Below are 26,428 nucleotides of genomic sequence, written 5' to 3'. Positions count from 1 at the left end.
CCCCGCCGAGAGGTCCTAACCTCTGGCTGTGACTTTCAGCCAGACCCTTGCCCTCGCACCAGCCCGTCCCGACCTCACCGCCCCCCCGATAGGAACCCTCAGCCCGCCCGTCCCCCACGCCGCGCTCGCCGAGGTCCTGCGCCGCTACCGGGTGGGCCGCCTGCTCACCGCCGAACCCGTCGCCGAAGGCCTGCTGAACCGCGGCTACCGGGTCACCACCGAGGCCGGCGGGTACTTCCTGAAGTGCTACGTCGACGCCGCGACCGCCGGCCGCGAGGCCGTCGCCGCCCACCACCGCGCGATGGCCGCGCTGGCCGCCCTGGGCCTGCCCGTCGCTCCCCCGCTGCCCCTCTCCGGGCGGTCCGGCACCATCGCCGCGTTCGGCGGCCGGCTGTTCGCGCTCTTCCCCTGGGTGGAGGGCCGGCACCGGCACGGCACCGAACTGGCCCTGCCGAGGTGCGCCGAACTGGGCACGCTGCTCGGCCGGCTGCACGGCGCGCTCGACGAGGTCTGCGCGCCCGTCGCACAACCCTCCGGTTACCGCAGCGCCGACCCGCTCGACAGCTCCGCGCTCGCCCGCGAGCTGCGCCGCCGGGCCCGCGAGCACCAACCGCACGGCGAGCTGGACGCCCTGGTCGAGCGCCGGCTGACCGAACGGCTGGACCTGCTCGCCGAGCACGCCCGCCGCCGCCCGCTCCCGCAGGCCGCCCCGCCCACCGGCTGGACGCACGGCGACTTCCACGGGCTCAACCTGCTGCACCGGGGCGAGACGATCGCGGCCGTCCTGGACTGGGACAAGCTCGGGCCGCAGCCGCGCGCCGAGGAGGCCGTCCGCGCGGCCACCCTGCTGTTCAACGACCGCGTCACCGGGGTGCTCGACCTCGTCCGGGTCCGGCACTGGTCGCAGTCCTACCGGGCCACCGGCGCCGCCACCGCCGAGCACCTGGCCGCCGCCGCGCACCGGGTCTGGTGGGAGCGGCTGAACGACTTCTGGATGCTCCAGTGGCGCTACCAGCGGGGCGACCACCGGGCCGACCCGCTCTACCCCGCCTCGGCGGGCCAGTTGGCGTGGTGGTGCCAGGAGTACGAGCAGGTCCTGGACGCCTTCGCCAACTGACCCGGCGGCTCAGCCCCCGGCCGGTGGCTGGGTGCCTCCGCCGGTCGGCTGCACCGGCGGCTTCGGCGAGTTGGCACCCCCGCCGGCCGGCTGCGTCGGCGAGGTGCCGCCGCCCCCGGCCGGCGGCGGGTTGGTCGCCGGAGACGTGGCCGGGGGCGTCGTCGCGCCGCCGCCCGTCCCCGTGGTCGGGGCCGTGGTCGGCGGGGCGGTGGCCGACCCGGTCGGCGTCGTGGACGGCGTCGGCGGCTTGCTGTCGGCCGTGGTCGGCGGCGCCGTCGGACTCGGCGTGTTGTGCTTGCCGGTCTGCTGGCTCGGCTGCTGGTTCTGGTTGCCGCCGCCGTTGTTGTTGTCCGTCGGCTGCTGGGTACGCCGGGGGCTCTGGGAGGTCGGCCCCGGGGCCGTGGTCGTACCGGAGCTGGGAGTGGTGGTCTCCGGCGCCGTCGACACCACCCCGGCGGACGGACTGGTGTCGCCCGTCTTCGGGTCGGGGCTGTCGCCGCCGCCGCTGAGCGCCAGGGCGATGCCGGTACTGGCCGCGACGAGCACCGCAGCGATGCCGGCCACCCAGCGCCACGGGCCGCGCCCGCCGGAGCCGCGCCCGTGCCCGCCGCCGTGCCCGTCGCCGGAGTCGCCACCGCCGCCGTACGGCCCGCCGGCCGCCGGGTAGGGCGAGGACGGCGTGTGCGGTCCGCCCGGCACCTGGTAGGGCAGCACCGCCGTCGGATCGCCCGGGACACCGGCCCCGAGCACCGCCGTCTCGTCCGTGCCGACCGCCGGCAGCCCGCCGCCGTGGACCGGCCCGCCGGCCGCGCCGACCGGGGCGCCGATGACCCAGCCGCCGGTGCCGCCGGTCAGCTCGCGCAGCGCGTGCTCGATGTGGGCGCGGAACTCGTCGGCGTCCTGGAACCGGTCGTCCGGGTTCTTCGCCAGCGAGCGCAGCACCAGCGGGTCCAGCCCGGCCGGCACCCGCGGATTGGCCTGCGAGGGCGGCACCGGGTTGTCCTGCACGTGCTGGTAGACCACCGACAGCGGGGTGTCGCCGGTGAACGGCGGGCGCAGCGTCAGCAGTTCGTACAGCATGCAGCCGGCCGCGTACAGGTCGGAGCGGTGGTCGACCGGCTTGCCCAGCGCCTGCTCCGGCGAGAGGTACTGCGGGGTGCCCATGACCATGCCGGTCTGGGTCATCGTCGAGGCCGTGCCGGTCAGCGCCCGGGCGATGCCGAAGTCCATCACCTTGACCGCGCCGCTGTTGGTGATGATCACGTTGGCGGGCTTGATGTCACGGTGCACGATGCCGTGCCGGTGGCTGTAGGACAGCGCCTCCAGCACGCCCGCGATGATGATCAGCGCCTGGTCGACCGGCGGCTCCGACTCGTCCACCAGCAGTTCGCGGACGGTCCGGCCCTCGACCAGCTCCATCACGATGTACGGCGTCGACTCCTCGCCGACGAACTCCTCGCCGGTGTCGTACACCGAGACGATCGCGTGGTGGTTGAGCGCCGCGACGGCGTGCGCCTCCCTGGTGAAGCGCAGCCGGGCGATCTCGTCCTGCGCCAGTTCACCGCGGAGCAGCTTCACCGCCACGGTCCGGCCGAGCCGGACGTCCTGGGCGGCCAGCACCTCGGCCATGCCGCCCCGGCCGAGCCGGTGGGTCAGCCGGTAGCGGCCGTCGCCGACCGTGCCCAGCGGGGCCGTGGTGCCGCGGCCGGGCGTCTGCGGACCCGGGCCCCCGTACGGCGGGAACGCGGTGGTGGCGGCGTCGCTCCCGGGCTCGGGCGTCCTCGGGGCCCCGCCGGACGGACCGGCCGCCCAGGCCCCGTCGTCGTCCGGATGATGCGTCTGTGCCATCGCTCCTCGCCCCGGGCCTTCGCTCGGATCGCGGTGCCCTGTCGCTCGTATCCCCGAACGCTACCGCCTCCGGCCGACGCCTGTAGCAGGCGCGATCCGGACGGAACGCGTCAGAGCAGGCCATTCCGGTCGGCCGGACCGTCCAGGTGCAGCACCGTGGCGATCTCGCCCGAGACCCGCGAGTTGGTGTTGGAGGTCGTGTCCCGCTCGGCCCGGTTGACCACGATCGCGATGATGATGACCGCCAGCACGATCACGCCGACGATGATGCCGATGATCACCAGCGCGGTCGAGCAGCCGCCGCTGTTGGACGCCGGGGCCGGCTGGAACGGCGGCGCGGGCATCGGGTGCGGCGGCGGGGTGTGCGCCTGCTGCGGCCCCTGCTGGTGCAGGAACTGCGGCTGGGGGGTGTGCGGGGCCTGGAAGGCCGGCGGCGGGGTCTGGAACGGCTGCGGCGCGGCGAACGGCTGCGGGGTCTGCGGCGCCTGGAAGGCCGGCGGCGTCTGGAAGGGCTGCGGCTGCGGGAACGGCTGCGGCGTCTGCGGGGCCTGCGGTGCCGCGTGCACCGAACGCGGCCCGTCGGTGATCACCAGCGGGTTGCTGGCCGCCAGCGGGCTGCCGCCGCCCTTGGCCGCGTCGATCAGCCGCTCCGCCTCGTCGCGCATCGCCGCCGCGCTCGGGAAGCGGTGCGCCGGGTCCTTGCGCAGCGCCCTGGCCACGAACCCGTCGAGGGCCGGGCTGATCCGCGGGTTGAGCGCGGAGGGCGCCGGCGGCTCCTCCTGGACGTGCTTGTAGGCGATCGAGAAGGCCGAGTCGCCGTCGAAGACCAGCTGCCCGGTGAGCATCTCGAAGAGCATCACGCCGACCGAGTAGAGGTCGGAGCGGGCGTCCACCGGCTTGCCCAGCGCCTGCTCGGGCGAGAGGTACTGCGGGGTGCCGACCACCATGCCGGTCTGGGTCATCGAGGTGACCCCGGTCTCCAGCGCGCGGGCGATGCCGAAGTCCATGACCTTGACGACGCCCTTGCGGTCGAACATGACGTTGCCGGGCTTGATGTCGCGGTGCACCAGACCGCGGTCGTGGGAGGCCTCCAGCGCGTTCAGCACGCCGACGGTGACCCGCAGCGCCTCCTCGGCCGGCATCGCGCCGTGCTGGGCCGCCGCCTCGTTGATCGCGTCCCGCAGGCCCTTGCCGTCGATCAGCTCCATCACGATGTACGGCGTGCTGGAGCCGTCCGGCGCGACGTCCTCGCCGCTGTCGTAGACGCGGACGATGTTGCCGTGCTCCAGCTTGGCCACGGCCTGCGCCTCGCGGCGGAAGCGCTCCTTGAACGAGGCGTCCCGGCCCAGCTCGGCGTGCATGCTCTTGAGCGCCACCGACCGGTCCAGCACGCTGTCGTGCGCGAGGTGCACCGAGGCCATGCCGCCTTCGCCCAGCACCCGCTGCAGCACGTACCGCCCGTTGCCCAGGGAGTAGCCCTCGACCGCCGCGTTGCCGTGCTCGCTCATGGTCCTCTGCTCCCCCTCGGCGCGGCCCTGCCGCCGCGACCGTGACGTTCGGTCTCGTCCGTGCGTGTGCGGGCCCGGCCCGCTGGCCTGCCCGGCCCCTGTCGTGGCGCTCGCCCGGCCCTCGACAGGGGCCCAGGGTATCGGCTCGCGACGACACCGACCGGTCCAGGGCCGACACTGTGTCCAGGTCGCGACCCGGTACCGGCCGGTCGTGCGTGCGGCACCGGGACGCCCCGTCGCACCCGGTGCCCCACGGTCCCGGCGGGACCGTGGAGGTACGGGTACGGCCTACAGGTACGGGCCGGAGCGGATGCCGCGGCCCTCGCCCGGCTCGTCGCCCTCCGGCTCCCCGCCGTGCAGGCCAGGCGGCAGTGCCCGCCGCATCTGCTCCAGTTGCGCCCGCGCCGCCATCTGCTGGGCGAACAGCGCCGTCTGGATGCCGTGGAACAGCCCCTCCAGCCAGCCCACCAGCTGCGCCTGCGCGATCCGCAGCTCGGCCTCGGTCGGGATCGAGTCCTCGGTGAACGGCAGCGACAGCCGCTCCAGCTCGGCGACCAGCTCGGGGGCCAGTCCGAGCTCCAGCTCCTTGATCGAGCTGGCGTGGATGTCCTTCAGCCGGGCCCGGCTGGCCTCGTCGAGGGGGGCCGCCCTGACCTCCTCCAGCAACTGCTTGATCATGCTGCCGATCCGCATGACCTTGGCGGGCTGCTCGACCATCTCGGTCACCGGCAGCTCACGCGGGCCGTCCCCGTCGTCGCCCCCGCCCATGCCCATGCCGACCGTTCCCTGGCCCACCGGCAGCCCGTCCGGTCCGACGATCAGCACCTTCTGGCCGTCCTGCGGCTGCCCGCCCATGGCCTGGTGGAACTCCTGCGACGAGCGCTCGTTCATCGGATTCGTCATGAACCACATTCTCCCTCACTGGGATTGCCCGGGTGGAGGCCCCCGGCCAACCGGGCACGACGCTACGCCCCGGGAGCGGGCGGCGGTATCCGTACGGATACTCAGTCCGCCCGGGTACCGGGGCGGAGCGCGGCGGCGGGGCTCGTGCAGCGGGCGCGCGGTCAGCCGCGCCGCAGCCGCAGGCCGATCAGGCCCAGTCCGCAGCCGATCAGGCCGAGGCCGGCGCCGAGCGGGAGCTGGCGGGTGGAGGCGTCGTCCCACCGGGTGGGCAGTACGACCGGGCCGACCGCCACGGTCTGCTGCCCGGGCCGGCCGAGCGCCAGCGTCTCGCTCCCGGTGCCGTCGGCGGGCTCGGCCGGGGCCGGGGTGTCCGCGGCGGGGTCGGCCGCGGTGCCGGCGGGCTGCTCCGGCGCCTGCTCGGCGGTCCGCTCGGGGGCCCGCTCGGGGGCCCGCTCGGGTGCCCGCTCGGGTGCCCGACGGGTGCGCTCGGGGGCGGAGGCGGGGTGGTTGCGCTGTCGGCGCTGCTCCCACTCGGCCCAGGGGACGCCGGGGCGCAGGTACCCGGCCCGCTGCCGGTCGGGCGCACCGGCCGGCACCAGCGCGGACGCGCTGACGGTGCTGGTCGTGGTGGACGTGCTGGACGTGCTGGACGTACTGGTCGCGGTGGACGTACTGGTCGCGGTGGTCTCGGCGGTCGCACCGGCCGTGGTGGACGCGGTGTTCGCACCGGCGGCCCCCGAGGCCTCGGCGGACGCCCCGGGGGAAGGGGACGCCGCAGACGCCTCCGCAGACGCCTCCGGGGAAGCCTCCACGGACGGCGAGGCGGACGGCGCACCGGCCGGCCCGGTCGGCACGGCCACCGCCGCCACCGGGCCGAGGGCCAGCGGAACGGCGATGCCGAGCGCCGCCACCACCAGCAGCCGCGCACGCCACTCGGCACGGCGGAGGGGGGAGGACGGCGGCGGTGCTGCGGGCAGCGGCCCGAGGAACGCGGACGAAGGTGCGAACACGGTCGAGGTCCTTCCGCGACGGCCGACCGCGCGGGGCGGGGTCGGCGGCGGGACAGCTCCCGTCCAGCGTCACACAGTCCGACATTCCGGGCATGTCGGACGGTCCGGACCGGGCACCCGGCCGTCACCCCGCCGCCGCCCGCGGGGCGGGCCGCTCAGGCCCGCAGCACCACCTTGCCGACCTGCTCCCCGGCCTCCACCACCCGGTGCGCCTCGGCGGCCTCGGTCAGCGGCAGCACCCGGTCGACCACCGGCTTCACCACCCCGGAGGCGACCAGCGGCCAGACGTGCTCGCGCACCGCCGCCACGATCGCCGCCTTCTCGGCCAGCGGCCGCCCGCGCAGATTGGTCGCGATCACGGCGCCGCGCTTGCGCAGCAGGGTGTTGAGGTTCAGCTCGCCGTTCACCCCGCCCTGCAGCCCGATGATCACCAGCCGCCCGTTGACCGCCAGCGCGTCCACGTTCCGCGGGAGGTACTTGGCGCCCATGATGTCGAGGATCACGTCCGCCCCGGCGCCGCCGGTGGCCTCCCGGAGCACCTCGACGAAGTCCTGTGCGCGGTAGTCGATCAGCACGTCGGCGCCCAGCTCCGCGCAGCGGGCCAGCTTCTCCGGGCCGCCCGCCGTCACCGCCACCCGGGCGCCGACCGCCTTGGCCAGCTGGATCGCCATCGTCCCGATGCCGCTGGCACCGCCGTGCACCAGCACCGTCTCGCCCGGCCGCAGGTGCGCGGTGAGGAAGACGTTGGACCACACCGTGCAGACCACCTCCGGCAGCGCGGCGGCCTGCTCCGGGGTCAGCCCCGGCGGCACCGGCAGCAGTTGGCCGACCGGCACCGCGACCCGCTCCGCGTAGCCGCCGCCGACCAGCAGCGCGCAGACCTCGTCGCCGACCGCCCAGCCGGACACCCCGGGGCCCAGCGCGGCGATCCGGCCCGCGCACTCCAGACCGGGGTGGCGGGGGCTGCCGGGCGGCGGGTCGTAGAAGCCCTGCCGCTGCAACAGGTCGGCGCGGTTGACGGCGGTGGCCGCCACCTCGACCAGGACCTCGCCCTCCCCGGGGACCGGATCCGGCACCTCGGCCCAGACCAGTGCCTCGGGCCCGCCGGGTTCAGGAATCGTCATCGCATGCATGGCCCGACGCTACTGGTGCCGGCGGCCCCGGCGGGCGGGCGACCCGCGCCGTCAGCCGGCCAGGTCGGGCAGCGGCACGGCGCCGGGCAGCGCCGCCACCGCACGGCCCGGCAGGATCAGCTTGCCCCGCCGCCGCCCGCTGCCGACCAGCACGAAGGGGGCCGCGGCCACGGCCTCGTCGACCAGCAGCGGCCAGCCGGCCGGCAGGCCGACCGGGGTGATGCCGCCGTACTCCATGCCGGTCGCCTCGACGGCGGTGTCCATCGGCGCGAACGAGGCCTTGCGGGCCTCCAGGTGCCTGCGGACCGTCCGGTTGACGTCGACCCGGGTGGTCGCCAGCGCCAGACAGGCGGCCAGGGTGGTCTCCCCGCCGCGCTTGGCGGCGACCACCACGCAGTTCGCCGAGGCCTCCAGCGGCACGCCGTAGGTCTCGCAGAAGACGGCGGTGTCGGCCTTCTCCGGATCGGTCTCCACGTACAGCACGGATCGGGCGGCCTCCCGGTCGTCCCAGTTCTTCAGCGCCTGCGCCACTGGGACGGCCAGCCGGTCCACCACCTCCAGTGCGGGGGCGGCGAAGTCGAACGTGCCGAACGGGAGCTGCGGTTGACCGGTCATGACGGGAACCCTACGCGCCCTCGGCGGACTTGATGACGATCACCCGGTCGGTGAGCTGGAGCGTCTGCGCCTCCGCCTCGGTGTAGTTGATCACCCGCCGGCCGCGCACCACCGCCACCACCACGTCGTCGAGTTCGCGCGGGTTGTGCCCGGCCTCGGCCCGGGTGATCGGGCGCTCGACCACGTCCAGGCCGTTGCCGTAGGTGAGCAGGTCCTCCATCACCGCGCCGGCGTGCGGGCTGAGCATCGACATGCCCAGCAGCCGGCCCGCCGAGCTGGAGCTGGTGACCACCACGTCGGCGCCGCTCTGCCGCAGCAGCGGGGCGTTCTCGTCCTCCCGCACCGCCGCGACGATGGTCGCCGAGCGGGTCAGCTGGCGGGCGGTCAGGGTGATCAGCGCGGCGGTGTCGTCCCGCTCCGGCGCGACCACCACCCGGGCGGCGGTGGGCAGTCCGGCGCGCAGCAGGGTGTCGGTCCGGGTGGCGTCGCCGACCACGCCCACCAGGCCCTGCTGGGCGGCCTGGTCGATCACCTTGCGCTGCGGGTCGACCACCACGATCTCGTCCTTGCGCACGCCCTGCCCGAGCAGGGTGTCGATGGCGCTGCGGCCCTTGGTGCCGAAGCCGATCACGACGGTGTGCTCGCGCACGGTGGACCTCCAGCGGTTCAACCGCCACTGCTGACGGGTGCGTTCGGTGAGCACTTCGAGGGTGGTGCCGACCAGGATGATCAGGAAGATCACCCGCAGCGGGGTGACCACGAAGATGTTGGTGAGCCGGGCGCTGTCGCTGAACGGGGTGATGTCGCCGTACCCGGTGGTGGAGAGCGTCACGGTGGCGTAGTACGCCGAGTCCAGGAAGCTCAGCCCGCCGCCGGCGTTGTCGTTGTAGCCCTCGCGGTCCAGCCAGACGATCACCGTGGTGGCCACCAGGACGCCCAGCGCCAGCAGCAGCCGGGAGCCGACCTGCCGCACCGCCGGGGCGGTGCGGCGGGCGGGCAGCACGATCCCGGAGTCCGCCCAGGGCTCGGTGCCGGGCGTGATCGGCCCGGACAGCCGGTCACGGACGCGTCGGACACTCACGGGGCCTCCAGCAGTTCGATCTCGTCACCGGCCGCCGCACCGCCCGGCGGCACCACCGCGAGCGCCTCGGCCAGGGCCACGCCGCGGAGCATCGCCGGCCCGTCGTACGGAAGGTGGACCACGCCGCGGGCGGTCCGGCGGACCGGCAGCAGCCGGGTGTCCACCGGGTGTCCCGGCAGCGGGTCGACGGCGGTGGCCAGCACCGGCTCGCCGGCGCTCCGCCCGGCCAGCGCGTGCAGCAGCGGCAGGGCGAGCGTCACCATACCGGCGACCGCGGCCAGCGGGTTGCCGGGCAGGCCGACCAGGAACCGCCCGCCGGGGAGTGCGGCCAGCACCATCGGGTGGCCGGGGCGGACGGCGACGCCGTCCACCAGCAGCCGGGCGCCGCACTCGGCGAGCGCCCGGTGCAGGAAGTCCACCGGGCCGGCCGCCGTCCCGCCGGTGGTGACCAGCACATCGGCGGCGGAGTCCCGCAGGGCGTCCCGGAGCAGCCCGGCGTCGTCGCGGACGGCGCGCGGGTCACCCGTCCCGGCGCCGGCCGCGCGCAGCCACGGCGGCAGCAGCGGGCCGAGCGCGTCCCGGACCAGGCCGGGCCGGGGCAGGCCGGAGGAGAGCAGTTCGTCGCCGAGCACCAGCACCTCGGCCACCGGGGCGCGGCGGACGGCCAGCCGGTCGTGGCCGCAGGCGGCGGCCAGCCCGAGCACCGCCGGGCCGACCGGGGTGCCGGCCGGCAGCAGCACCTCGCCGCGCCGGCACTCCTGGCCGCGCGGCCGGACGTCCTGGCCGCTGGTCAGCGCGCCGGGGGTGCGCTCGGACAGCAGCGGCCCGCACGGCTCGCCGTGCTCACGGCGGAGCACGGCGGTGGCACCGGGCGGCAGTTGGGCGCCGGTGGCGATCTCGACGGCGGCGCCGTCGGCCAGCGGCCCGGCGGCGGGGTGCCCGGCGAGCAGCCGGCCGGTCACCTGCCAGGGGCCTGGGCCGGCGACCGCCCAGCCGTCCATCGCCGAGGTGTCGAAGGCCGGCAGGTCGGTGAGCGCGGTGAGCGGCTCGGCGAGGGTGCGGCCGAGCGCGTCGTCCAGCGGCAGGCTCAGCGGCGCCAGCGCGGGGCGGCCGGCCCGGCGGGCGGTCTCCCGGGCCGCCGCCCAGCCGACCGGGCGGACCGGGACCGGCACGGCGCGTCCCTCCATCACCCTCACGGCTGCCCCGGGTCGTCGGCCCCGGCCGCGGCCCAGCGCTCGGCGAGCGCGGCGGTGCGCCGGGACGCCTCGGCGACCGCCTCCGGGCCGCCGCCGTGCCGCGCGGCGGCGTAGCCGATCAGGAAGGCGGTCAGCGGCGCGGCCGGCCGGTCCACCCCGTGCGCGACCACCCGGGCCAGGTCGAGCAGGCCGCGGACATCGACGTCCAGGTCGATGTCCAGCTCGGCACGGACCTCGGCGATCCAGTCATCCAGCGTGCGCTCCATGCGAACATGCTGCCCGATCGACGGTTTCCCCGGGATGTTTGTCCGGTGAGCGGCGCGCGTCGTTTCGCTCACGTCCGGATGCCGGCCGGCCCCGGTGAGCGGGCCGCCGGTCCGGACCCGGGGTCAGTCCCGGGCCCCGGCGCGCTCGCGGGCCCGCTCCAGGTCCTCCCAGGTGTCGCAGTCGCGGCCGGCGTCCCCGGTGTCGGCCAGCCGGAGGGTGGGCAGCGCTCCGGTCAGCCGGCGCAGCGGCAGCCCGGCGGGGTCGCCGGCGGCGGCCAGGGCGGCGCGCAGGGCGGCGGTGCGGTAGGCGGCGGCGAGCGGCTGGTCGCGGCCGGCGGCGTCGACCAGGACGGCCGCCGCGGTGTCCGGTCCGGCCGCGTCGAGGGCGGCGACCAGCCGGTGGACGGTCCGCCGGTCCAGGAACGGCAGGTCGGCGGCGAACAGCAGGACCAGGTCGGCGGTCACCTCCGCGAGGCCGGCGGCGACGGCGGCCACCGGCCCGCCGCCGGGCGGGCGCTCGCGGGTCCACCGGATCCCGGGGCGGGCGGTGGGGCGGGGCGGGCCGACCACCACCGTGGTCCGGGCGTCCGCGCAGGCGGCGAGCACCCGGTCCAGCAGGGTGGTCCCGCCGACGGTCAGGCCGGGTTTGTCGGCCCCGCCGAGCCGCCGGGCGGCGCCCCCGGCCGGGACGATCACGTCGTACGGCGTCATGCCGCCAGTATCCGTCGGCGGGCTCAGCCGGCGGTCCCGTCCTTCCCGGGCTCCGGCTCGGCGGCCGGCTCGGCGGCCGCTTCGTCCACCTCGTCCGCAGTGTCCGCAGTGTCCGCGGCGTCCGCGGCGTCCGCGGCGTCCGGCTCGTCCGGCTCGGGCGCGCTTTCCGGCTCGGCGTCGTCGTCCGGCTCCCCGTCGGTGCCCTCGGTGCCCTCGGCGGCCGGGGCGGCCGTGTTGGCGGCGGCGCTCAGCTCCAGCACGACCGGCAGGGTCAGCTCCCCGTACCGCTGGTTCACCGCCGCCACCAGCGCCTCCGCGTCGTCCGGGTGCTCGGCCAGCAGCCGGTCGAAGTCCTGGAGGTACTCCCCGGTGAACGCCAGCACCCGGTCGGCGTCGTCGCCCTGGTCGGGCGCCCGGTGCCCGGCGATCACCCGGTCCGCGCCGAGCTCGCCGATCCGGCCCAGGTTGCGGACCCACTCGGTGCGCTGCTCCGGCGTGGTGTCGGCGGTCCAGACGTGGGTGCCGTTGTACGCGAAGTCGCCGGCCACCACGGTGCGGACGCTGGGCACGTGCACCACCGTGGAACCGCCGCAGTCGCCCTGCCCGAGCAGCAGCACCGGGATCACCTGCCGGTCGACCATCAGCGGCTGGGGCAGCAGCGGCGCCGGGACCAGCGGGTGGTCCGGGATGTCGTCGCCGAACACCGGCTTCCACTGGGCCACCTTCGCGGCGGCGGTGCGCAGGATGCCGTCGACGACCGGCGGCGCGGCCAGCAGCCGCGCCTCGGGGAAGAGCCGCAGCACCTCCTCGGCGCCGAAGTAGTGGTCGGGGTGCTGGTGGGTGATCACGATGGCGAGCAGCCGGCGGCCCTTGCCCGCCACCCACTCGGCCAGCTCGCGGCCGGCGCTGCGGGTGAGCTGGGCGTCGACCAGGATCGCCGTCTGCTCGCCGAGGATCAGCGTGGAGGTGGCGAAGAAGGCCGACTCGGGGCCGGTGAAGACGTCGATCTCCAGCGGCCGGACCGGCGCCCCGGCGGCGGACGCCGCGTCGACCGGGTCCGCGCCGGCGTTCTCCTCGGACTCCTCGGACGGGGACGACGTCACTGGCTGCTCCCTCTGGTTCGGCGGTTCGCGCCCTACAGCATGGGAGCACGGCGTGCGGAAAACGCGGGAGGCGCGCCCGGCGGGGGCGCGCCTTCCCGATCATGTGTCCGGATGGTGACCTCCGCGGCGGAGGTCGGCCCCCGTCTCAGCCCTTGCGGCCGGTCAGCCGGGCGAAGCGGTCGGCGATGCCCCAGGAGGTGACCCGCCAGAGCGCCTCGACGACGATGTTCCGGCTCATCTTGGACGCGCCCAGCTCCCGCTCGACGAAGGTGATCGGCACCTCGGCGACCTTGAAGCCGGCCTTCACCGTCCGCCAGGCCAGGTCGACCTGGAAGCAGTAGCCGGCCGAGGCGACCTGGTCCATGCCGAGGCCGAGCAGGGTCTCCTTGCGGAACGCCCGGTAGCCGCCGGTGACGTCCCGGATCGGCACGCCCAGCATCAGCCGCGAGTAGGTCGAGCCGCCGCGCGAGAGCAGCAGCCGGGACTTCGGCCAGTTCACCACCCGGCCGCCGGGGACCCAGCGGGAACCCAGCACCAGGTCGGCGCCGCGCAGCGCGGTGAGCAGCCGGTCCAGCTCCTCGGGGCGGTGGGAGCCGTCGGCGTCCATCTCGACGAGCACGTCGTAGCCCTCGTCGATGCCCCAGCGGAAGCCGGCCAGGTAGGCGGCGCCCAGCCCCTCCTTGCCCTTGCGGTGCATCACGTGCACCTGGGAGTCCTCGGCGGCCAGCTTGTCGGCCAGCTCGCCGGTCCCGTCCGGGCTGTTGTCGTCGGCGACGAGGACGTGCACCTCGGGGACCGCGGCGCGCACCCGGCCGACGATGCGCTCGACGTTCTCCGCCTCGTTGTAGGTGGGGATGATCACCAGCACCCGGCCGAGATCGGCAAAACCCTGCTGGTTGACGGTCACGTACTAACCTCTCGGCCGGTGGCGGGACGTGCCGGTCACCATTGCCCGCACTCATCGGAAGACACAGTCCCGGCCGGCACCCCGCCGGCCCGGACGACACCGTGGAAAACACTGGGTCCTGGCATCCTACTACCGCGTCCTCGGGCCGACCCTCCTCCCGAGGCACTCCCGGCCCGCGCCCGCCGTTTCCCCTGGGGAGGTGCGGGTCGGCTAGGGTCGATGCCCGGCCTTTGCCCGGATGCCCGAACCCGTCCGCCCCCCGCCTGCGGCCGCCTGACGGCGGCGAGGCCCGCCAGCCACTGCAGCAAGGAGCAGGACCGCGCCCATGGACAAGCTCGTCAACACCGTCCGCCCGTACGCCTGGGGTTCGGTCACCGCGCTCCCCGAGCTGCTCGGGCAGGAGCCGACCGGCGAACCGCAGGCCGAGCTGTGGATGGGCGCCCACCCCGGCGACCCCTCCCGGGCGGACCGGGGCGACGGGCCGCGCCGGCTGGACGAGCTGATCGCCGCCGACCCGGAGGGCGAGCTGGGGGCCGCCTCGGTGGCCCGGTTCGGCCCCACCCTGCCGTTCCTGCTCAAGGTCCTCGCCCCGGGCATCCCGATCTCCATCCAGGCCCACCCCTCGCTCGACCAGGCCCGCGCCGGGTTCGCCGCCGAGAACGCCCTGGGGATCCCGCTGGACGCCCCGCACCGGAACTACCGGGACGCCAACCACAAGCCCGAACTCATCTGTGCGCTGGGCGACTTCGACGGCCTCTGCGGCTTCCGCCGGCCCGCCGACGCGACCGCGCTGCTGGCCGGTCTCGGGGTGCCCGCGCTGGCGCCGGTGATCGCCCTGCTGAGCGCCGAGGACGAGTCCGAGGCGCTCAGCGGCGCGCTGGCCGCCGTCCTCACGCTGTCGGGGCCGGCCGCCGCGGAGGCGGTCCGGGACACCGCCGAGGCCATCGGCAAGGCCGCCGCCGAGGACCCGGACGGGCCGTACGCGCCGTACACCCGGATCGCCCGGGACTTCCCCGGGGACGTCGGGCTGATCGCCGGGCTGCTGCTCAACCACGTCCTGCTGCGCGCCGGCGAGGCGCTCTACCTGGGCGCCGGCGTCCCGCACGCGTACCTGCACGGCGTCTGCGTCGAGCTCCAGGCCAACTCGGACAACGTGCTGCGGGCCGGGCTCACCCCCAAGCACATCGACGTGCCGGAACTGCTCAGGGTGGTCGAGTTCGCCTCGTGCTCGCCGTCCCCGCTGCTGCCGGTCGCGGTCGGGGGGACGCCCGGCGAGGAGCTCTACCCCGTGCCGATCGACGAGTTCCGGCTCTCCCGGTTCGTCCTGGACGGCCGGGAGCGGACGGTCGGCGGCGACGCCCCGCAGATCCTGCTCTGCACCGCCGGAGCCGTCCGCCTGACCTCGGCGGACGGCTCCGTCCTGGACCTGGCGCGCGGCGAGTCGGCCTACCTCCCCGCCACCGGTGCCGCGACCGTGCTGAGCGGCGCCGCCACCGTCTTCCGGGCGACCGTCACCCTCTGACGCCGGCGCCCCCGGGCGCCGCCGGCTCGGGCTCGGGCTCGGCCTTGGGGGCCGGTTCCGGCGCCGGAGCGGCCGCGCGGTCGGACGGGACCGCCGGGACCGCCGTCCCGCCCGCCGTCGCGAGCGGCTGCGCGGGCCAGCGGGCGTCCACCGCCTTGGTCACCCGGCGGCCCAGCTTCTGGAACGGGATCTCGACCAGCCGGTACAGCAGGTAGCTCGCCAGCACCGTGGCACCGAGGAACTCCGCGGTCCAGAGCACCTTGCCGAGGGTGTCGGTCGGCAGCGGGGGCACGCCCAGGATGGGCCGGATGGTGTGCAGGATCGGGTTGTGCAGCAGGTAGACCGAGAAGCTGATCGCGCCGAGCCAGGTCAGCACCTTGGGGAACCTGCGCTCGCGCAGCGCCATCCCGATCCCGAAGGTGAGCCAGGCGCCCAGGTACGAGACGGTCCAGGCGATCCAGCTCGCCGTCCAGGTGTTGTTCTCCATGCCGTTCTTGTTGTACATCCACCCGACGGCCGCGCCCGCGACGATCACGAAGCCGATGCAGAACCAGGCCGGGAGGCGCTCCATCTGCCCGTGCTGGGCCCGGTAGACCACGGTGCCGGCGAACATCGTGGCGAAGATCATCCAGGTCTCGTAGGCGGGCGCCCGGCTGTTGAGGAGCACCAGGACGAGACCGAGGCCGGCCAGCAGGAGCGCACCGGTGCGGGCCAGCACCGCGTTGCCGCTGAGCATGCAGGCCAGGCCCATCACCACGATCAGGCCGGACGCCGCGACGAGGTTGCGGATCTCGCCGATGCCCCCGGTGAGCTGCGCGCTGGCGATCGAGGTGCCGAAGACCAGCGCCACCGCGGCGAGGCCGACCGCGATCGCACCGCTCCTGCGGTGCCAGTTGACGGTGAACAGCGCGGTGACCACGAAGTAGAAGACCATCTCGTAGCAGAGGGTCCAGGTCACGGCCAGGCCGTTGTACACGCCCAGGAAGTCCTGGAGCATCGTCCCGTTGGCGATCAGGGCGATCAGGTTGTGGCCGGTGCGGAAGATCGTCACCGAGCCGTCGCCCGCGGGCAGGATCAGCATCGAGACCGCGATCCCGAGGATCAGCGCCGGATAGATCCGGAAGATCCGGCCGATCCAGAACGCCCTGACGTCACCGCGCCGTTCGAGCGAGGCCGGGATGATGTAGCCGCTCACGATGAAGAACAGCATGACCCCGTAGAGCCCGAAGTCGAAGTGCCACCAGATCTGCCCGCCCAGCGGGGACGGCAGGATGTTGACAAGTTCGAAGTGGTGAAGGGCCACCATCAGCGCGGCGATTCCGCGCAGCGCGTCGAGCCAGCCCAGCCTGCTCCCGGCCGCCGCCCGGACCGCCGTGCCCTTGTCGCCCGCTGCGGGGCGTGTTCTCCGTATCCTCACAGGTGCGGACCCTAGCCGCCCACCCGGTCCGCACCGCAAACCGGCCCCCCGGCGGCGGACCGGGGTGACCGGCCGTCAGTCCCGGGTCATGTCGACGAAGCGGGAGTAGTGGCCCTGGAAGGCCACGGTGATGGTGGCGGTCGGACCGTTACGGTGCTTGGCGACGATGAGGTCGGCCTCGCCCGCGCGCGGGGACTCCTTCTCGTAGGCGTCCTCGCGGTGCAGCAGGATGACCATGTCGGCGTCCTGCTCGATGGAGCCGGACTCTCGCAGGTCGGAGACCATCGGGCGCTTGTCGGTGCGCTGTTCGGGGCCTCGGTTCAGCTGGGAGAGCGCGATCACCGGCACCTCCAGCTCCTTGGCCAGCAGCTTCAGGTTTCGCGACATGTCGGAGACCTCCTGCTGGCGGTTCTCGGCCCGGCGGGAGCCGCCGGACTGCATCAGCTGGAGGTAGTCGATGACGACCAGCTTGATGTCGTTGCGCTGCTTGAGCCGGCGGCACTTGGCGCGGATCTCCATCATCGACAGGTTCGGCGAGTCGTCGATGAACAGCGGCGCCTCGCTGACGTCGGGCATCCGGCGGGCCACCCTGGTCCAGTCGTCGTCCGTCATGGAGCCGGAGCGCATGTGGTGCAGCGCCACCCGGGCCTCGGCGGAGAGCAGACGCATGGCGATCTCGTTGCGGCCCATTTCGAGCGAGAAGATCACGCTCGGCAGCTTGTTGTGGATCGAGCAGGCCCGGGCGAAGTCCAGCGCCAGGGTGGACTTGCCCATCGCGGGACGGGCCGCGATGACGATCATCTGGCCGGGGTGGAGCCCGTTGGTGAGCGCGTCGAAGTCGGCGAAGCCGGTCGGGACACCGGACATCTGGCCGTTGCGGGAGCCGATCGACTCGATCTCGTCGAGGGCGCCCTCCATGATGTCGGCGAGCGGCGCGTAGTCCTCGTTGGTGCGCTGCTCGGTGACGGCGTAGATCTCCGCCTGGGCCGCGTTGACGATCTCGTCGACGTCGCCCTCGGCGGCGTAGCCCATGCCGGCGATCCGGGTGCCGGCCTCGACCAGTCGGCGCAGCACCGCGCGCTCGTGCACGATCTGCGCGTAGTACTCGGCGTTGGCCGCGGTCGGGACGGAGTTGACCAGGGTGTGCAGGTAGCCGGGGCCGCCGACCCGCTGGAGCTCGCCGCGCTTGGTCAGCTCGCCGGCCACGGTGATCGGGTCGGCCGGCTCGCCGCGCGCGTACAGGTCGAGGATCGCGCCGTGGACCAGCTCGTGCGCGGGCCGGTAGTAGTCGGCCGGCTTGAGCACCTCGACCACGTCGGCGATGGCGTCCTTGGAGAGCAGCATGCCGCCGAGGACGGACTGCTCGGCCGCGAGGTCCTGCGGGGGGACGCGCTCGAAGCCGTCCAGACCGCCCCCGGAGCGCTCGTCCTCGCCGTCCTGGCGGCGCTTGCCGCCGTCCCGCTTGAAGCCGCCGGAACCGCCCGGGCCGCCCTTGCCGCCCTTCTGGAAGCCGCCGCCCTGGCCGTCGCCGCGGCCGCGGGAGACCGGCAGCCGGTCACCGGGGCCGTCCGGGAACGGGCCGTCGGCGAAGGCGCCGACCGGGAAGGGGTCGTCGGCGCCCTGCCAGTCGTCCTCCGGCGGCGGGGCGTCGTGGTCGTCGTACTGGGGGCCGGTCACGCGTGTTCCCCGATCAGCGAGTGGTGCGAGTTGGAGCGGGCCTTGCCGGTGGCTGGGACGGTGCGGAACCCGACTCCGCGCCACCGCATTTTCTACGCCACCGCACCGACAAATCGGACGCCGGGGCGGATGGGAGTGTCGGACGGAGGGCCCACGCTAAGGCGCCGGACGGCCTTCAGCCAAGGCGGTTATCCACAGGGGGTGTGGACGAGCGGCCCCTGACTGTGGAGAAGTGCCGCAAACCTGTGGACGCCCCTGTGGAAAGCCCTGTGGATAACCAGACCATCGATCCACCGTCAACGCGCTGACCTGCGCTTCCCCCGTCCCGGGCCTGTGCATGAGAAATTCTTCACACACAGCCGGGTGGCGGTGGACACACACACGGACGGCCCAGTCGTTCGCTCGTACGAGTAAGTGGTCCAATGCCATGGTGTCACTTACCTGTGGATGAGTAGCCTGGTTCCCATGACCCTCACCACCGACCGCCGCCGGCACGACCGGGAGATCCTCGCCCTCGCCGTCCCCGCCTTCGGCGCCCTGGTCGCCGAGCCGCTCTTCCTGATGGCCGACTCGGCGATCGTCGGCCACCTCGGCACCTCCCAGCTCGCCGGCGTCGGCGTCGCCTCGGCCGCGCTCACCACCGCCACCGGGGTCTTCGTCTTCCTCGCCTACGCCACCACCGCCGCGGTCGCCCGCCGGATCGGCGCCGGGGACCGCCGGGCCGCGATCCAGCAGGGCATCGACGGCATCTGGCTGGCGCTGGCGCTCTCCGCCGCGGTGGTCGCGCTGACCCTGCTGCTCGCCCCGCAGGTGGCCGGCGTGCTCGGCGCCTCGCCGACGGCCGCGCCGTACGCCGTGACGTACCTGCGGATCAGCGCGCTCGGCATCCCGGCGATCCTCCTGGTGATGGCCGCCACCGGCGTGCTGCGCGGCCTCCAGGACACCCGGACGCCGCTGTACGTGGCCGTCGCCGGGTTCGCCGCCAACCTCGGGCTGAACGTCGGCCTGGTCTACGGCGCCGGGCTCGGGGTGGCCGGCTCGGCCTGGGGCACGGTCATCGCCCAGACCGGCATGGCGGCCGTCTACGTGGTCGTGGTGGTCCGCGGCGCCCGCCGGGAGCGGGCCTCGCTGCGCCCGGACCCGGCCGGGATACGGGCCAGTGCCCGGGCCGGCGGACCGCTGATGGTCCGCACCCTGAGCCTGCGCGCCATCCTGATGATCGCCACCGCGGTGGCCGCCGGGCTCGGCGACGACGAGATCGCCGCGCACCAGATCGCCATGACGGTCTTCCTGTTCATCGCCTTCGCCCTGGACGCCATCGCGATCGCCGGCCAGGCCATCATCGGCCGCTACCTGGGCGCCGGGGACGTCCCGGGCACCAGGGCCGCCACCCGGCGGATGATCGAGTGGGGCATCGGCTCCGGCGTGCTGCTCGGCCTGCTGGTGGTGCTCGCCCGGCCGCTGTACGTCCCGCTGTTCACCCCGGACCCGGCGGTGCAGCACCAGCTGAACACCGTCCTGCTGCTGCTCGCGCTCTGCCAGCCGGTCTCCGGCCTGGTCTACGTCCTGGACGGGGTCCTGATGGGCGCCGGGGACGGCCCGTTCCTGGCCTGGGCGATGCTCGCCACGCTGGCGGTCTTCGCGCCCGCCGCGCTGGCCGTGCCCGCCAGCGGCACCGGGCTCGCCGGGCTCTGGTGGGCGATGAACCTCTTCATGCTGGTCCGCGGCGGCTTCCTGGCCTGGCGGGCCCGCGGCGGCAGGTGGCTGGTCACCGGCGCCGTACGGAGCTGAACTCCCCGGGCCCGGGAACGACCGAGGGCCGGTCCCCCGTGAAGGGGACCGGCCCTCGGGCCACTGCTACGGAGCTGACGCTACCGACGCGTGGTCGTGGCTCAGGCGGCGACGACGGCGACGTCCAGGTTGGCCTGGACGTCCGAGTGCAGCTTGACCGAGACCTTGTGGGTGCCCACGGTCTTGATCGGCGAGGCGATCGCGACGGCGCGCTTGTCGACCGCCGGGCCGCCGGCGGCCTTGATGGCCTCGACGACGTCGGCCTGGGTCACCGAGCCGAACAGACGGCCGGCCTCGCCGGAACGAACGGCCAGCTTGACCTGGACGCCCTCCAGCTTGCCCTTGACCTCGTTGGCGGCCTCGAGGGTCTGGATCTCGTGGATCTTGCGGGCGCGACGGATGGCGTCGACGTCCTTCTGGCCGCCCTTGGTCCAGCGGATGGCGTAGCCACGCGGGACCAGGTAGTTGCGGGCGTAGCCGTCCTTGACCTCGACGACCTCGCCGGCCGAGCCCAGGCCCGGCACCTCGTGGGTGAGGATGATCTTCATTGTTCGGTCACCCTCTCTTAGCGCGCGGTGCTGGTGTAGGGCAGCAGCGCCATCTCACGGCTGTTCTTCACGGCCGTGGCGACGTCACGCTGGTGCTGGGTGCAGTTGCCGGTGACCCGGCGGGCACGGATCTTGCCGCGGTCGGAGATGAACTTCCGCAGCAGGTTCGTGTCCTTGTAGTCAACGTAGTTGACCTTGTCCTTGCAGAAGACGCAAACCTTCTTCTTCGGCTTGCGAGCAGGCGGCTTCGCCATTGTGTGCTCCATTGGGGTTCACGGCCGGGCGGGCGTCTCGCGACGCCCGCGGCCAGGCCGCACGAAATCTGTCAGCTCTTAGAACGGGGGCTCTTCCGAGAAGCCGCCACCGGACGGGGCACCCCAGCCGCCGCCACCCTGGTTGCCACCAGAGGGAGCGCTGGACGCCCAGGGGTCGTCGGAGGGGCCGGACTGGCCGCCGGAGTTTCCACCCCAGCCGCCGCCCTGCTGGCCGCCGCCGCCCTGCTGGCCACCGCCCCAGCCACCGCCCTGGCCGCCGCCCTGCGGGCCGCCGCCGAAGCCGCCGCCCTGGGGACCGCCGGACCGGTTGGCACGGGTGACCTTCGCGGTCGCCGAGCGCAGGCTCGGACCGACCTCGTCGACCTCGACCTCGAAGACCGTCCGCTTCTCGCCTTCCTTGGTCTCGTAAGACCGCTGGCGCAGGCGGCCCTGCACGATGACGCGCATGCCGCGCTGGAGCGACTCGGCGACGTTCTCCGCCGGCTGCCGCCAGACGTTGCACGTGAGGAAGAGGCTCTCGCCGTCCTTCCACTCGTTGGTCTGGCGGTCGAAGGTGCGGGGAGTGGACGCGATGCGGAACTTCGCGACCGCCGCACCCGACGGGGTGAAGCGCAGCTCGGGGTCGTCGACGAGATTGCCGACGAGGGTGATGACGGTCTCGCCTGCCATGGTGGTGATGACCTCTCGGGAAGATGTCCGTTCACCGCTGTTTCACGTGAAACAGCGGTCGCGAGCTACCCGAGACCCGAAGGCCTCAGAGGTGGCTCAGTGGGTGTCCGGGCGCAGGACCTTGGTCCGCAGAACCGACTCGCTCAGGCCCAGCTGGCGGTCGAGCTCCTTGACGACCTCAGGGGTGGCCTGAAGGTCGATGACCGAGTAGATGCCCTCGGACTGCTTGTTGATCTCGTAGGCCAGACGGCGGCGACCCCAGGTGTCGATCTTCTCGACCTTGCCACCCGCGTTGCGGACGACAGCCATGAAGCTCTCGATCAGGGGGGAAACGGCGCGCTCCTCGACCGAGGGGTCGAGGATCACCATCACCTCGTAGTGACGCATGAGTAACCCACCTCCTTTGGACTCAGCGGCCACGGTCTCTCCGTGGCAGGAGGGTTGTGCAGCGTCGGCACCGGAGCAGTGACGACACGGCCACCGTAGCGGCCGGGTACGACAGCCCGTCCTCGTTCACTCGGAAGAGGGCAGAGGAGGGCACAACTACACCAGTGCAGACGACACACCCTACCCGCACCCGGACGGACGAACAAAACGCATAGGGGTTGTGAGACCCGCCCAACCGCCGCAATCTGGACGGAACGGGTTTCCCGCCCGTTCGTCTCCACGCCGGAGGTGGGACTCATGGCCCAGACCGTCCACCGCATGCCCGCCCTCACCCTGAACACCGACGGACACCCGCACCCGCGGGAGAACACCCTGGTCGGCCTCACCGCCGTCCTCGGCGCGATCTCCTTCATCACGTCGTTCTTCCACAACCTGCACCTGCTGACCTCGTGGACCGGCCTCTTCGGGATCGTCACCGGTCTGCTGGGGATGTACGTCTCCGTCACCACGGCCGAGCGCTTCGTGCTGATGATCACGCTCGGCGCCTCGGCGATCGGCTTCTACCTCGGCATCGCACGCGGCGGTCTGTGGGGTTAGCCCCGCCTCCGCGAGGAACCCCGGGCGCCCCCGTGGCGTACTTGTCTTCAGGTGACGGGTACGCGGCGGGGGCGCCGCCGTGCCCGCCGCCGCCGGGAACCCGGACGATAGGGTCACCCCGAGAAGACGGGGCCCACCGCAGCCCGACCGACGAGGAGCACCGAGCATGAGCCTGCGCCTGAGGACGATCACCCGCGAGGAGCACCTCGCCTTCATCAGGAGCCGCGCCTCGGCGAGCCACATGCAGGTGCCGTCCTGGGGCGACGTGAAGGCCGAGTGGCGCTCCGAGTCGATCGGCTGGTTCGACGAGGCCAACCAGCTCGTCGGCGCCGGCCTGGTCCTCTACCGGCAGTTGCCCAAGCTCAAGCGCTACCTGGCCTACCTGCCCGAGGGCCCGGTGATCGACTGGTTCGACCGCGACCTCGACCGCTGGCTCCAGCCGATGCTGTCGCACCTGAAGTCCCAGGGCGCCTTCTCGGTGAAGATGGGCCCGCCGGTGGTCATCCGCCGCTGGAACGCCCCGACCATCAAGGAGGCCATCGCCGCCAAGCAGGCCAAGCGGCTGCGCGACGTCGAGGCCGACTGGTACGAGCCGCGCGCCTTCGAGGTCGCCGACCGGCTGCGCAAGGCCGGCTGGCTGCAGGGCGAGGAGGGCGGCGCCGGCTTCGGCGACGTCCAGCCGCGCTACGTCTTCCAGGTGCCGCTGGCCAACCGCTCGCTGGACGACATCCAGAAGGGCTTCAACCAGCTCTGGCGCCGCAACATCAAGAAGGCCGAGAAGAGCGGCGTCGAGGTGGTCCAGGGCGGCTACGACGAGCTGCCGGTCTTCCACCAGCTCTACCTGGTGACCGCCGAGCGCGACAAGTTCACCCCGCGCCCGCTGGCCTACTTCCAGCGGATGTGGAAGGCCCTCACCGCCGAGGACCCGAACCGGATGCGGCTGTACATCGCCTACCACGAGGGCGAGCCGCTGGCCGCGACCACGATGCTGGTCGTCGGCGAGCACGTCTGGTACTCCTACGGCGCCTCGGCCAACCACAAGCGCGAGGTGAAGCCGTCGAACGCCATCCAGTGGCGGATGATGCGCGACTCCTACGCCCTGGGCGGCGGGGTGTACGACCTGCGCGGCATCTCCGACACCCTGGACGAGAACGACCACCTGTTCGGCCTGATCCAGTTCAAGGTCGGCACCGGCGGCCAGGCCGCCGAGTACCTCGGCGAGTGGGACTTCCCGCTCAACAAGCTGCTGCACAAGGCCCTCGACCTCTACATGTCGCGCCGCTGAGCAGCCCGCTCCGAGCCACCGAGCAGCCGTGCCCAACACCCTCTGGGAGATGACCCGATGACGCTGTCGCTCTACCTCGACACCGAACGCTGGCGCACCCACCAGCGCTCCGTCCTGGCCGAGTTCCCCGGCCTGGTGCCGGTGGCGAAGGGCAACGGCTACGGCTTGGGCAACCACCGCCTGGCCGAGGAGGCGACCCTCCTCGGCACCGGTGTGCTGGCGGTCGGCACCGCCTACGAGGCCGCCGACGCGGCCGAGTGGTACGGCGGCGAGCTGCTGGTCCTCACCCCCTACCGGCTGGGCGAGGAGGCGCTGCCGCTGCCGCACGCCCGGGTGATCCGGACGGTGGCGAGCGTGGACGCCCTGCGGGCCCTGCACGGCGCCCGGGTGGTGCTGGAGTGCATGACCACCATGCGCCGGCACGGCGTCTCGGCGGCCGACCTCACGACCGTCGCCGCCGAGCTGGACGGCGTCGCCTTCGAGGGCCTCGCGCTGCACCTGCCGATGGACCGGCCGGACGGCTCCAGCCCGGTCGAGGAGGTCGCGTACTGGGTGGAGACCGCCCGGGCCGCCGGCGTCCCGGTGCACACCGTGTTCGTCAGCCACCTCGGCGCGGCGGGCATGGAGCAGCTGGCCCAGCGCTTCCCGGACACCGTCTTCCGGGCCCGGATCGGCACCCGGCTCTGGCTGGGCGACCACGGCGCGCTGGAGGTCCGGGCGACGGTGCTGGACGTCACCCCGGTGCGCAAGGGCGACCGCTACGGCTACCGCCAGCACCCGGCGCCCTCCGACGGCCACCTGCTGGTGGTCGCCGGCGGCACCGCGCACGGCATCGGCCTGGAGGCGCCCAAGTACGTGCAGGGCATGTCCTCGCGCGCCAAGGGCATCGCCCGGGCCGGTCTGGCGACCGTCAACAAGACGAAGTCGCCCTACCACTGGGCCGGCAAGCAGCTCTGGTTCGCCGAGCCGCCGCACATGCAGGTCTCGCTGCTCCTCCTGGACGGCGAGGCCGAGCCGCCGGCCGTCGGCGACGAGCTCGGCCTCCAGGTGCGGCACACCACCACGCACTTCGACCGCGTGGTGGACCGCTGAGTCCTCCCGGTCAGTCCTTCCCGGCCGGTTCCGCGGCGGGCGGCTCCTCCAGCCACCCCTCGGGACCGGCCGGCGCGTATCCGGCGTAGCTCTCCTCCTCGCGCAGCCGGCGGGCGGTGCCGAGCACGAAGACGTCCGGGGCGCCGTCGAGCACCCCGCCGGACGGGTCGTCGCTGCCGTCCCAGCGCACCGGGTCGCGGTCCGGCAGCAGGATGTCCCGGATCACCATGCCGACCAGGTAGAGCGTGCCGAGCAGGTGCAGCACGATCGCGAAGTGGTACCAGGACTCGCCGATGCCGTGCTGCTTGGGCCCGGTGACGAAGCCCAGGTGGGACCAGATGCCCAGGGTGTAGAGCACCTCGCAGGCCTGCCAGATCAGGAAGTCCCGCCAGCGCGGCCGGGCCAGCACCGCGAGCGGCAGCAGCCAGAGCACGTACTGCGGCGAGTACACCTTGTTGAACAGCACGAACGCGGCCACCACCAGGAAGGCCAGCTGGACCACCCGCGGCCGGCGGGGCGCCGAGAGGCCGAGCCAGGCTATCCCCGCGCAGCTCAGCACCATCAGGACGGCGATGAAGGTGTCCAGGTTCGCCAGCCCCACGCCCCGGTTCTGCATGAGGACCAGCCACAGCGAGCCGTAGTCCTCGGTGCGGTGCTTGCTGAAGACGTAGAAGGTCGACCAGCCCTGCCAGTTGGCGACCATGATCGGCAGGTTGACGAGCAGCCAGGCGCCGACCGCGCCGCCGAGCAGCGCCCGCAGGTCGCGCCAGCGGCCGGCCCGCCAGCAGAGCACCAGCAGCGGGCCGAGCAGCAGCAGCGGGTAGAGCTTGGCCGCGGTGGCCAGGCCGATGAACACCCCGGCCCAGACCGGCCGCGAGCCGGACCACCAGGCCAGCGCGACGGCCGCCAGCGCGACGGCCAGCAGGTCCCAGTTGACGGTGGCGTTCAGCAGCAGGACCGGCGCCAGGGCGAACATCAGCGCGTCCCAGGGGCGGCGCCGGTGGGTGCGGGAGAGCGCGACCACGGCGACCACCGCGCAGGCCATCAGCAGGCCGGCGTTGATGGTCCAGAACCACCGCTCCTGGTCCTGCAAGGAGCCGCCGCCGGGCGTCAGCCAGGCCGCGACCTGCATGAACAGGCCGGTCAGCACCGGGTACTCGAGGAACTGGAGGTCCCCGGTGGTGCCCGGGATCCGATCCACGTACGGGTGCAGGCCCGCCGCGAAGCCGCGCCCGGAGAACAGGTGCGGGATGTCGCTGTAGCAGGCGTGCACGTACTGCGGCGAACCGGGCTGGAACCAGGCGGCGTTGTAGCAGGGCAGCTTCTGCGCCATGCCCAGCACCGAGACCGCGATCACCACCAGCGCCAGGAAGCGCGCCGGGATCCACCAGGAGACGCCGAGCAGCGCTCGCCGTCCGGGCGGGCCGCCGATGACCTCGCTGCCGGCCGCCGCGACCGGATCCTCGTCCGCCGGCACCACCACGGTGTTGGCCTGCGGACCTGCCGCCGGTGCGGCCGGGGCCTCTTCGTCACGAACGCTGGACGTCATGGCGGACATCCTGCCGCACCCCGGCCGCCCGTACGAGGAGGCCCCTGCCCCTTTTCCCGGCCGGACGGCGGTGACCGCTCCGCGGGGCACCGGGGTACCGGCACGAATCGCTCCGAATACGGCGAAACGGCGGTGGGGGGGGGCGGGGGGGCGCCCCCCCCCCCCGGGGGCGAAACGCCCACCCCCGCCCCCCCCCCCCCCCCCCGGGGCCCCCGGGGGGC

General features: G+C 73.9%; 23 protein-coding genes and 1 pseudogene. 6 read left to right on the top strand and 18 right to left on the bottom strand.

Going from position 1 to position 26,428, the window contains the following annotated elements:
• Positions 1 to 28: 28 nt before the first annotated feature.
• Entirely contained in the window at positions 29 to 1,117 is a 1,089-nt protein-coding gene (locus tag ACFZBX_RS05935) for a phosphotransferase enzyme family protein (protein WP_391531715.1), read from the top strand.
• Positions 1,118 to 1,126: 9 nt separating this feature from the next.
• Here the strand turns inward: ACFZBX_RS05935 and ACFZBX_RS05930 are convergent, their stop codons facing one another.
• From ACFZBX_RS05930 to ACFZBX_RS05880, 11 genes and pseudogenes are all read right to left on the bottom strand, one after another.
• Positions 1,127 to 2,965, bottom strand: coding sequence for a protein kinase (locus ACFZBX_RS05930; protein ID WP_391531714.1), 1,839 nt, complete (start codon positions 2,963 to 2,965; stop codon positions 1,127 to 1,129).
• 110 nt (positions 2,966 to 3,075) lie between these two features.
• Positions 3,076 to 4,473, bottom strand: coding sequence for a protein kinase (locus tag ACFZBX_RS05925; RefSeq protein ID WP_391531713.1), 1,398 nt, complete (start codon positions 4,471 to 4,473; stop codon positions 3,076 to 3,078).
• Between the two features lie 288 nt (positions 4,474 to 4,761).
• A complete protein-coding gene (locus tag ACFZBX_RS05920; protein WP_380756448.1) occupies positions 4,762 to 5,376 on the bottom strand; it encodes a bacterial proteasome activator family protein in 615 nt (204 codons plus the stop codon).
• A gap of 161 nt (positions 5,377 to 5,537) precedes the next feature.
• Positions 5,538 to 6,386 carry a hypothetical protein gene (locus tag ACFZBX_RS05915; RefSeq protein ID WP_391531712.1) on the bottom strand — a complete coding sequence of 283 codons (849 nt, stop codon included), beginning with the start codon at positions 6,384 to 6,386 and terminating at the stop codon, positions 5,538 to 5,540.
• Between the two features lie 155 nt (positions 6,387 to 6,541).
• Positions 6,542 to 7,519: an NAD(P)H-quinone oxidoreductase gene (locus ACFZBX_RS05910; RefSeq protein WP_391531711.1), complete on the bottom strand. Its 978-nt coding sequence runs from the start codon at positions 7,517 to 7,519 to the stop codon at positions 6,542 to 6,544.
• Between the two features lie 51 nt (positions 7,520 to 7,570).
• Positions 7,571 to 8,134, bottom strand: a complete 564-nt coding sequence (locus ACFZBX_RS05905; RefSeq protein ID WP_391531710.1) for a YbaK/EbsC family protein — start codon at positions 8,132 to 8,134, stop codon at positions 7,571 to 7,573.
• 10 nt (positions 8,135 to 8,144) lie between these two features.
• Positions 8,145 to 9,188, bottom strand: a complete 1,044-nt coding sequence (locus ACFZBX_RS05900) for a potassium channel family protein (RefSeq protein WP_391531784.1) — start codon at positions 9,186 to 9,188, stop codon at positions 8,145 to 8,147.
• Between the two features lie 23 nt (positions 9,189 to 9,211).
• A complete protein-coding gene (locus tag ACFZBX_RS05895) occupies positions 9,212 to 10,402 on the bottom strand; it encodes a molybdopterin molybdotransferase MoeA (RefSeq protein WP_391531709.1) in 1,191 nt (396 codons plus the stop codon).
• Between the two features lie 5 nt (positions 10,403 to 10,407).
• Positions 10,408 to 11,388, bottom strand: a pseudogene (locus ACFZBX_RS05890) (NTP transferase domain-containing protein).
• 23 nt (positions 11,389 to 11,411) lie between these two features.
• The gene (locus tag ACFZBX_RS05885) at positions 11,412 to 12,491 is read right to left on the bottom strand and encodes an MBL fold metallo-hydrolase (protein ID WP_391531708.1); all 1,080 of its coding nucleotides are present in this window, start codon (positions 12,489 to 12,491) and stop codon (positions 11,412 to 11,414) included.
• A gap of 145 nt (positions 12,492 to 12,636) precedes the next feature.
• Positions 12,637 to 13,398: a polyprenol monophosphomannose synthase gene (locus ACFZBX_RS05880; protein WP_391531707.1), complete on the bottom strand. Its 762-nt coding sequence runs from the start codon at positions 13,396 to 13,398 to the stop codon at positions 12,637 to 12,639.
• A 325-nt stretch (positions 13,399 to 13,723) separates the two neighbouring features.
• Here ACFZBX_RS05880 and manA point away from each other — a divergent pair, with 325 nt between their 5' ends.
• Entirely contained in the window at positions 13,724 to 14,920 is a 1,197-nt protein-coding gene (manA, locus tag ACFZBX_RS05875) for a mannose-6-phosphate isomerase, class I (protein WP_391531706.1), read from the top strand.
• Here manA and ACFZBX_RS05870 read toward each other — a convergent pair.
• Both ACFZBX_RS05870 and dnaB read right to left on the bottom strand, forming a co-directional pair.
• Positions 14,910 to 16,337: an acyltransferase family protein gene (locus tag ACFZBX_RS05870; protein ID WP_391531705.1), complete on the bottom strand. Its 1,428-nt coding sequence runs from the start codon at positions 16,335 to 16,337 to the stop codon at positions 14,910 to 14,912. The genes manA and ACFZBX_RS05870 overlap by 11 nt on opposite strands.
• A 75-nt stretch (positions 16,338 to 16,412) precedes the next feature.
• Complete coding sequence (gene dnaB, locus ACFZBX_RS05865) at positions 16,413 to 17,888, bottom strand: replicative DNA helicase (protein ID WP_391531783.1); 1,476 nt, start codon at positions 17,886 to 17,888, stop codon at positions 16,413 to 16,415.
• 591 nt (positions 17,889 to 18,479) lie between these two features.
• Between dnaB and ACFZBX_RS05860 the strand changes: the two genes are divergently transcribed.
• Positions 18,480 to 19,805, top strand: a complete 1,326-nt coding sequence (locus tag ACFZBX_RS05860) for an MATE family efflux transporter (protein WP_391531704.1) — start codon at positions 18,480 to 18,482, stop codon at positions 19,803 to 19,805.
• Positions 19,806 to 19,906: 101 nt separating this feature from the next.
• Here the strand turns inward: ACFZBX_RS05860 and rplI are convergent, their stop codons facing one another.
• From rplI to rpsF, 4 genes are all read right to left on the bottom strand, one after another.
• A complete protein-coding gene (gene rplI, locus ACFZBX_RS05855) occupies positions 19,907 to 20,353 on the bottom strand; it encodes a 50S ribosomal protein L9 (protein ID WP_380294405.1) in 447 nt (148 codons plus the stop codon).
• Between the two features lie 17 nt (positions 20,354 to 20,370).
• On the bottom strand, positions 20,371 to 20,607 hold the full coding sequence (gene rpsR / locus ACFZBX_RS05850; RefSeq protein WP_030304537.1) for a 30S ribosomal protein S18: 237 nt from the start codon (positions 20,605 to 20,607) through the stop codon (positions 20,371 to 20,373).
• Positions 20,608 to 20,685: 78 nt separating this feature from the next.
• Complete coding sequence (locus ACFZBX_RS05845; protein ID WP_391531703.1) at positions 20,686 to 21,297, bottom strand: single-stranded DNA-binding protein; 612 nt, start codon at positions 21,295 to 21,297, stop codon at positions 20,686 to 20,688.
• A gap of 96 nt (positions 21,298 to 21,393) precedes the next feature.
• On the bottom strand, positions 21,394 to 21,684 hold the full coding sequence (gene rpsF, locus ACFZBX_RS05840; protein ID WP_350570360.1) for a 30S ribosomal protein S6: 291 nt from the start codon (positions 21,682 to 21,684) through the stop codon (positions 21,394 to 21,396).
• Positions 21,685 to 21,981: 297 nt separating this feature from the next.
• On the opposite strand from rpsF, the gene ACFZBX_RS05835 reads away from it, so the two are divergent.
• From ACFZBX_RS05835 to ACFZBX_RS05825, 3 genes are all read left to right on the top strand, one after another.
• Positions 21,982 to 22,281, top strand: coding sequence for a hypothetical protein (locus tag ACFZBX_RS05835; protein ID WP_350543136.1), 300 nt, complete (start codon positions 21,982 to 21,984; stop codon positions 22,279 to 22,281).
• 166 nt (positions 22,282 to 22,447) lie between these two features.
• The gene (locus ACFZBX_RS05830; protein ID WP_391531702.1) at positions 22,448 to 23,566 is read left to right on the top strand and encodes a lipid II:glycine glycyltransferase FemX; all 1,119 of its coding nucleotides are present in this window, start codon (positions 22,448 to 22,450) and stop codon (positions 23,564 to 23,566) included.
• A gap of 57 nt (positions 23,567 to 23,623) precedes the next feature.
• Complete coding sequence (locus ACFZBX_RS05825) at positions 23,624 to 24,658, top strand: alanine racemase (protein WP_380756475.1); 1,035 nt, start codon at positions 23,624 to 23,626, stop codon at positions 24,656 to 24,658.
• Between the two features lie 10 nt (positions 24,659 to 24,668).
• Here the strand turns inward: ACFZBX_RS05825 and ACFZBX_RS05820 are convergent, their stop codons facing one another.
• Positions 24,669 to 26,207 carry a glycosyltransferase family 87 protein gene (locus ACFZBX_RS05820; protein WP_391531701.1) on the bottom strand — a complete coding sequence of 513 codons (1,539 nt, stop codon included), beginning with the start codon at positions 26,205 to 26,207 and terminating at the stop codon, positions 24,669 to 24,671.
• Positions 26,208 to 26,428: the final 221 nt, after the last annotated feature.

The sequence above is a fragment of the Kitasatospora sp. NPDC008115 genome, from assembly GCF_042957205.1.
GTDB lineage: Bacteria > Actinomycetota > Actinomycetes > Streptomycetales > Streptomycetaceae > Kitasatospora.
Note: the sequence above shows the minus strand (reverse complement) of the source record. Positions and strands in the feature narration are given on the sequence as shown.

Bases quoted from the DNA above. Each gene is read 5' to 3' on its own strand.
- ACFZBX_RS05860 (WP_391531704.1), top strand. From the start codon at position 18,480: ATGACCCTCACCACCGACCGCCGCCGGCACGACCGGGAGATCCTCGCC.
- ACFZBX_RS05930 (WP_391531714.1), bottom strand. From the start codon at position 2,965: ATGGCACAGACGCATCATCCGGACGACGACGGGGCCTGGGCGGCCGGT.
- ACFZBX_RS05920 (WP_380756448.1), bottom strand. From the start codon at position 5,376: ATGACGAATCCGATGAACGAGCGCTCGTCGCAGGAGTTCCACCAGGCC.
- ACFZBX_RS05925 (WP_391531713.1), bottom strand. From the start codon at position 4,473: ATGAGCGAGCACGGCAACGCGGCGGTCGAGGGCTACTCCCTGGGCAAC.
- rplI (WP_380294405.1), bottom strand. From the start codon at position 20,353: ATGAAGATCATCCTCACCCACGAGGTGCCGGGCCTGGGCTCGGCCGGC.
- ACFZBX_RS05895 (WP_391531709.1), bottom strand. From the start codon at position 10,402: ATGGAGGGACGCGCCGTGCCGGTCCCGGTCCGCCCGGTCGGCTGGGCG.
- rpsF (WP_350570360.1), bottom strand. From the start codon at position 21,684: ATGCGTCACTACGAGGTGATGGTGATCCTCGACCCCTCGGTCGAGGAG.
- ACFZBX_RS05825 (WP_380756475.1), top strand. From the start codon at position 23,624: ATGACGCTGTCGCTCTACCTCGACACCGAACGCTGGCGCACCCACCAG.
- ACFZBX_RS05835 (WP_350543136.1), top strand. From the start codon at position 21,982: ATGGCCCAGACCGTCCACCGCATGCCCGCCCTCACCCTGAACACCGAC.
- ACFZBX_RS05905 (WP_391531710.1), bottom strand. From the start codon at position 8,134: ATGACCGGTCAACCGCAGCTCCCGTTCGGCACGTTCGACTTCGCCGCC.
- ACFZBX_RS05830 (WP_391531702.1), top strand. From the start codon at position 22,448: ATGAGCCTGCGCCTGAGGACGATCACCCGCGAGGAGCACCTCGCCTTC.
- ACFZBX_RS05910 (WP_391531711.1), bottom strand. From the start codon at position 7,519: ATGCATGCGATGACGATTCCTGAACCCGGCGGGCCCGAGGCACTGGTC.
- rpsR (WP_030304537.1), bottom strand. From the start codon at position 20,607: ATGGCGAAGCCGCCTGCTCGCAAGCCGAAGAAGAAGGTTTGCGTCTTC.
- ACFZBX_RS05845 (WP_391531703.1), bottom strand. From the start codon at position 21,297: ATGGCAGGCGAGACCGTCATCACCCTCGTCGGCAATCTCGTCGACGAC.
- ACFZBX_RS05820 (WP_391531701.1), bottom strand. From the start codon at position 26,207: ATGACGTCCAGCGTTCGTGACGAAGAGGCCCCGGCCGCACCGGCGGCA.
- manA (WP_391531706.1), top strand. From the start codon at position 13,724: ATGGACAAGCTCGTCAACACCGTCCGCCCGTACGCCTGGGGTTCGGTC.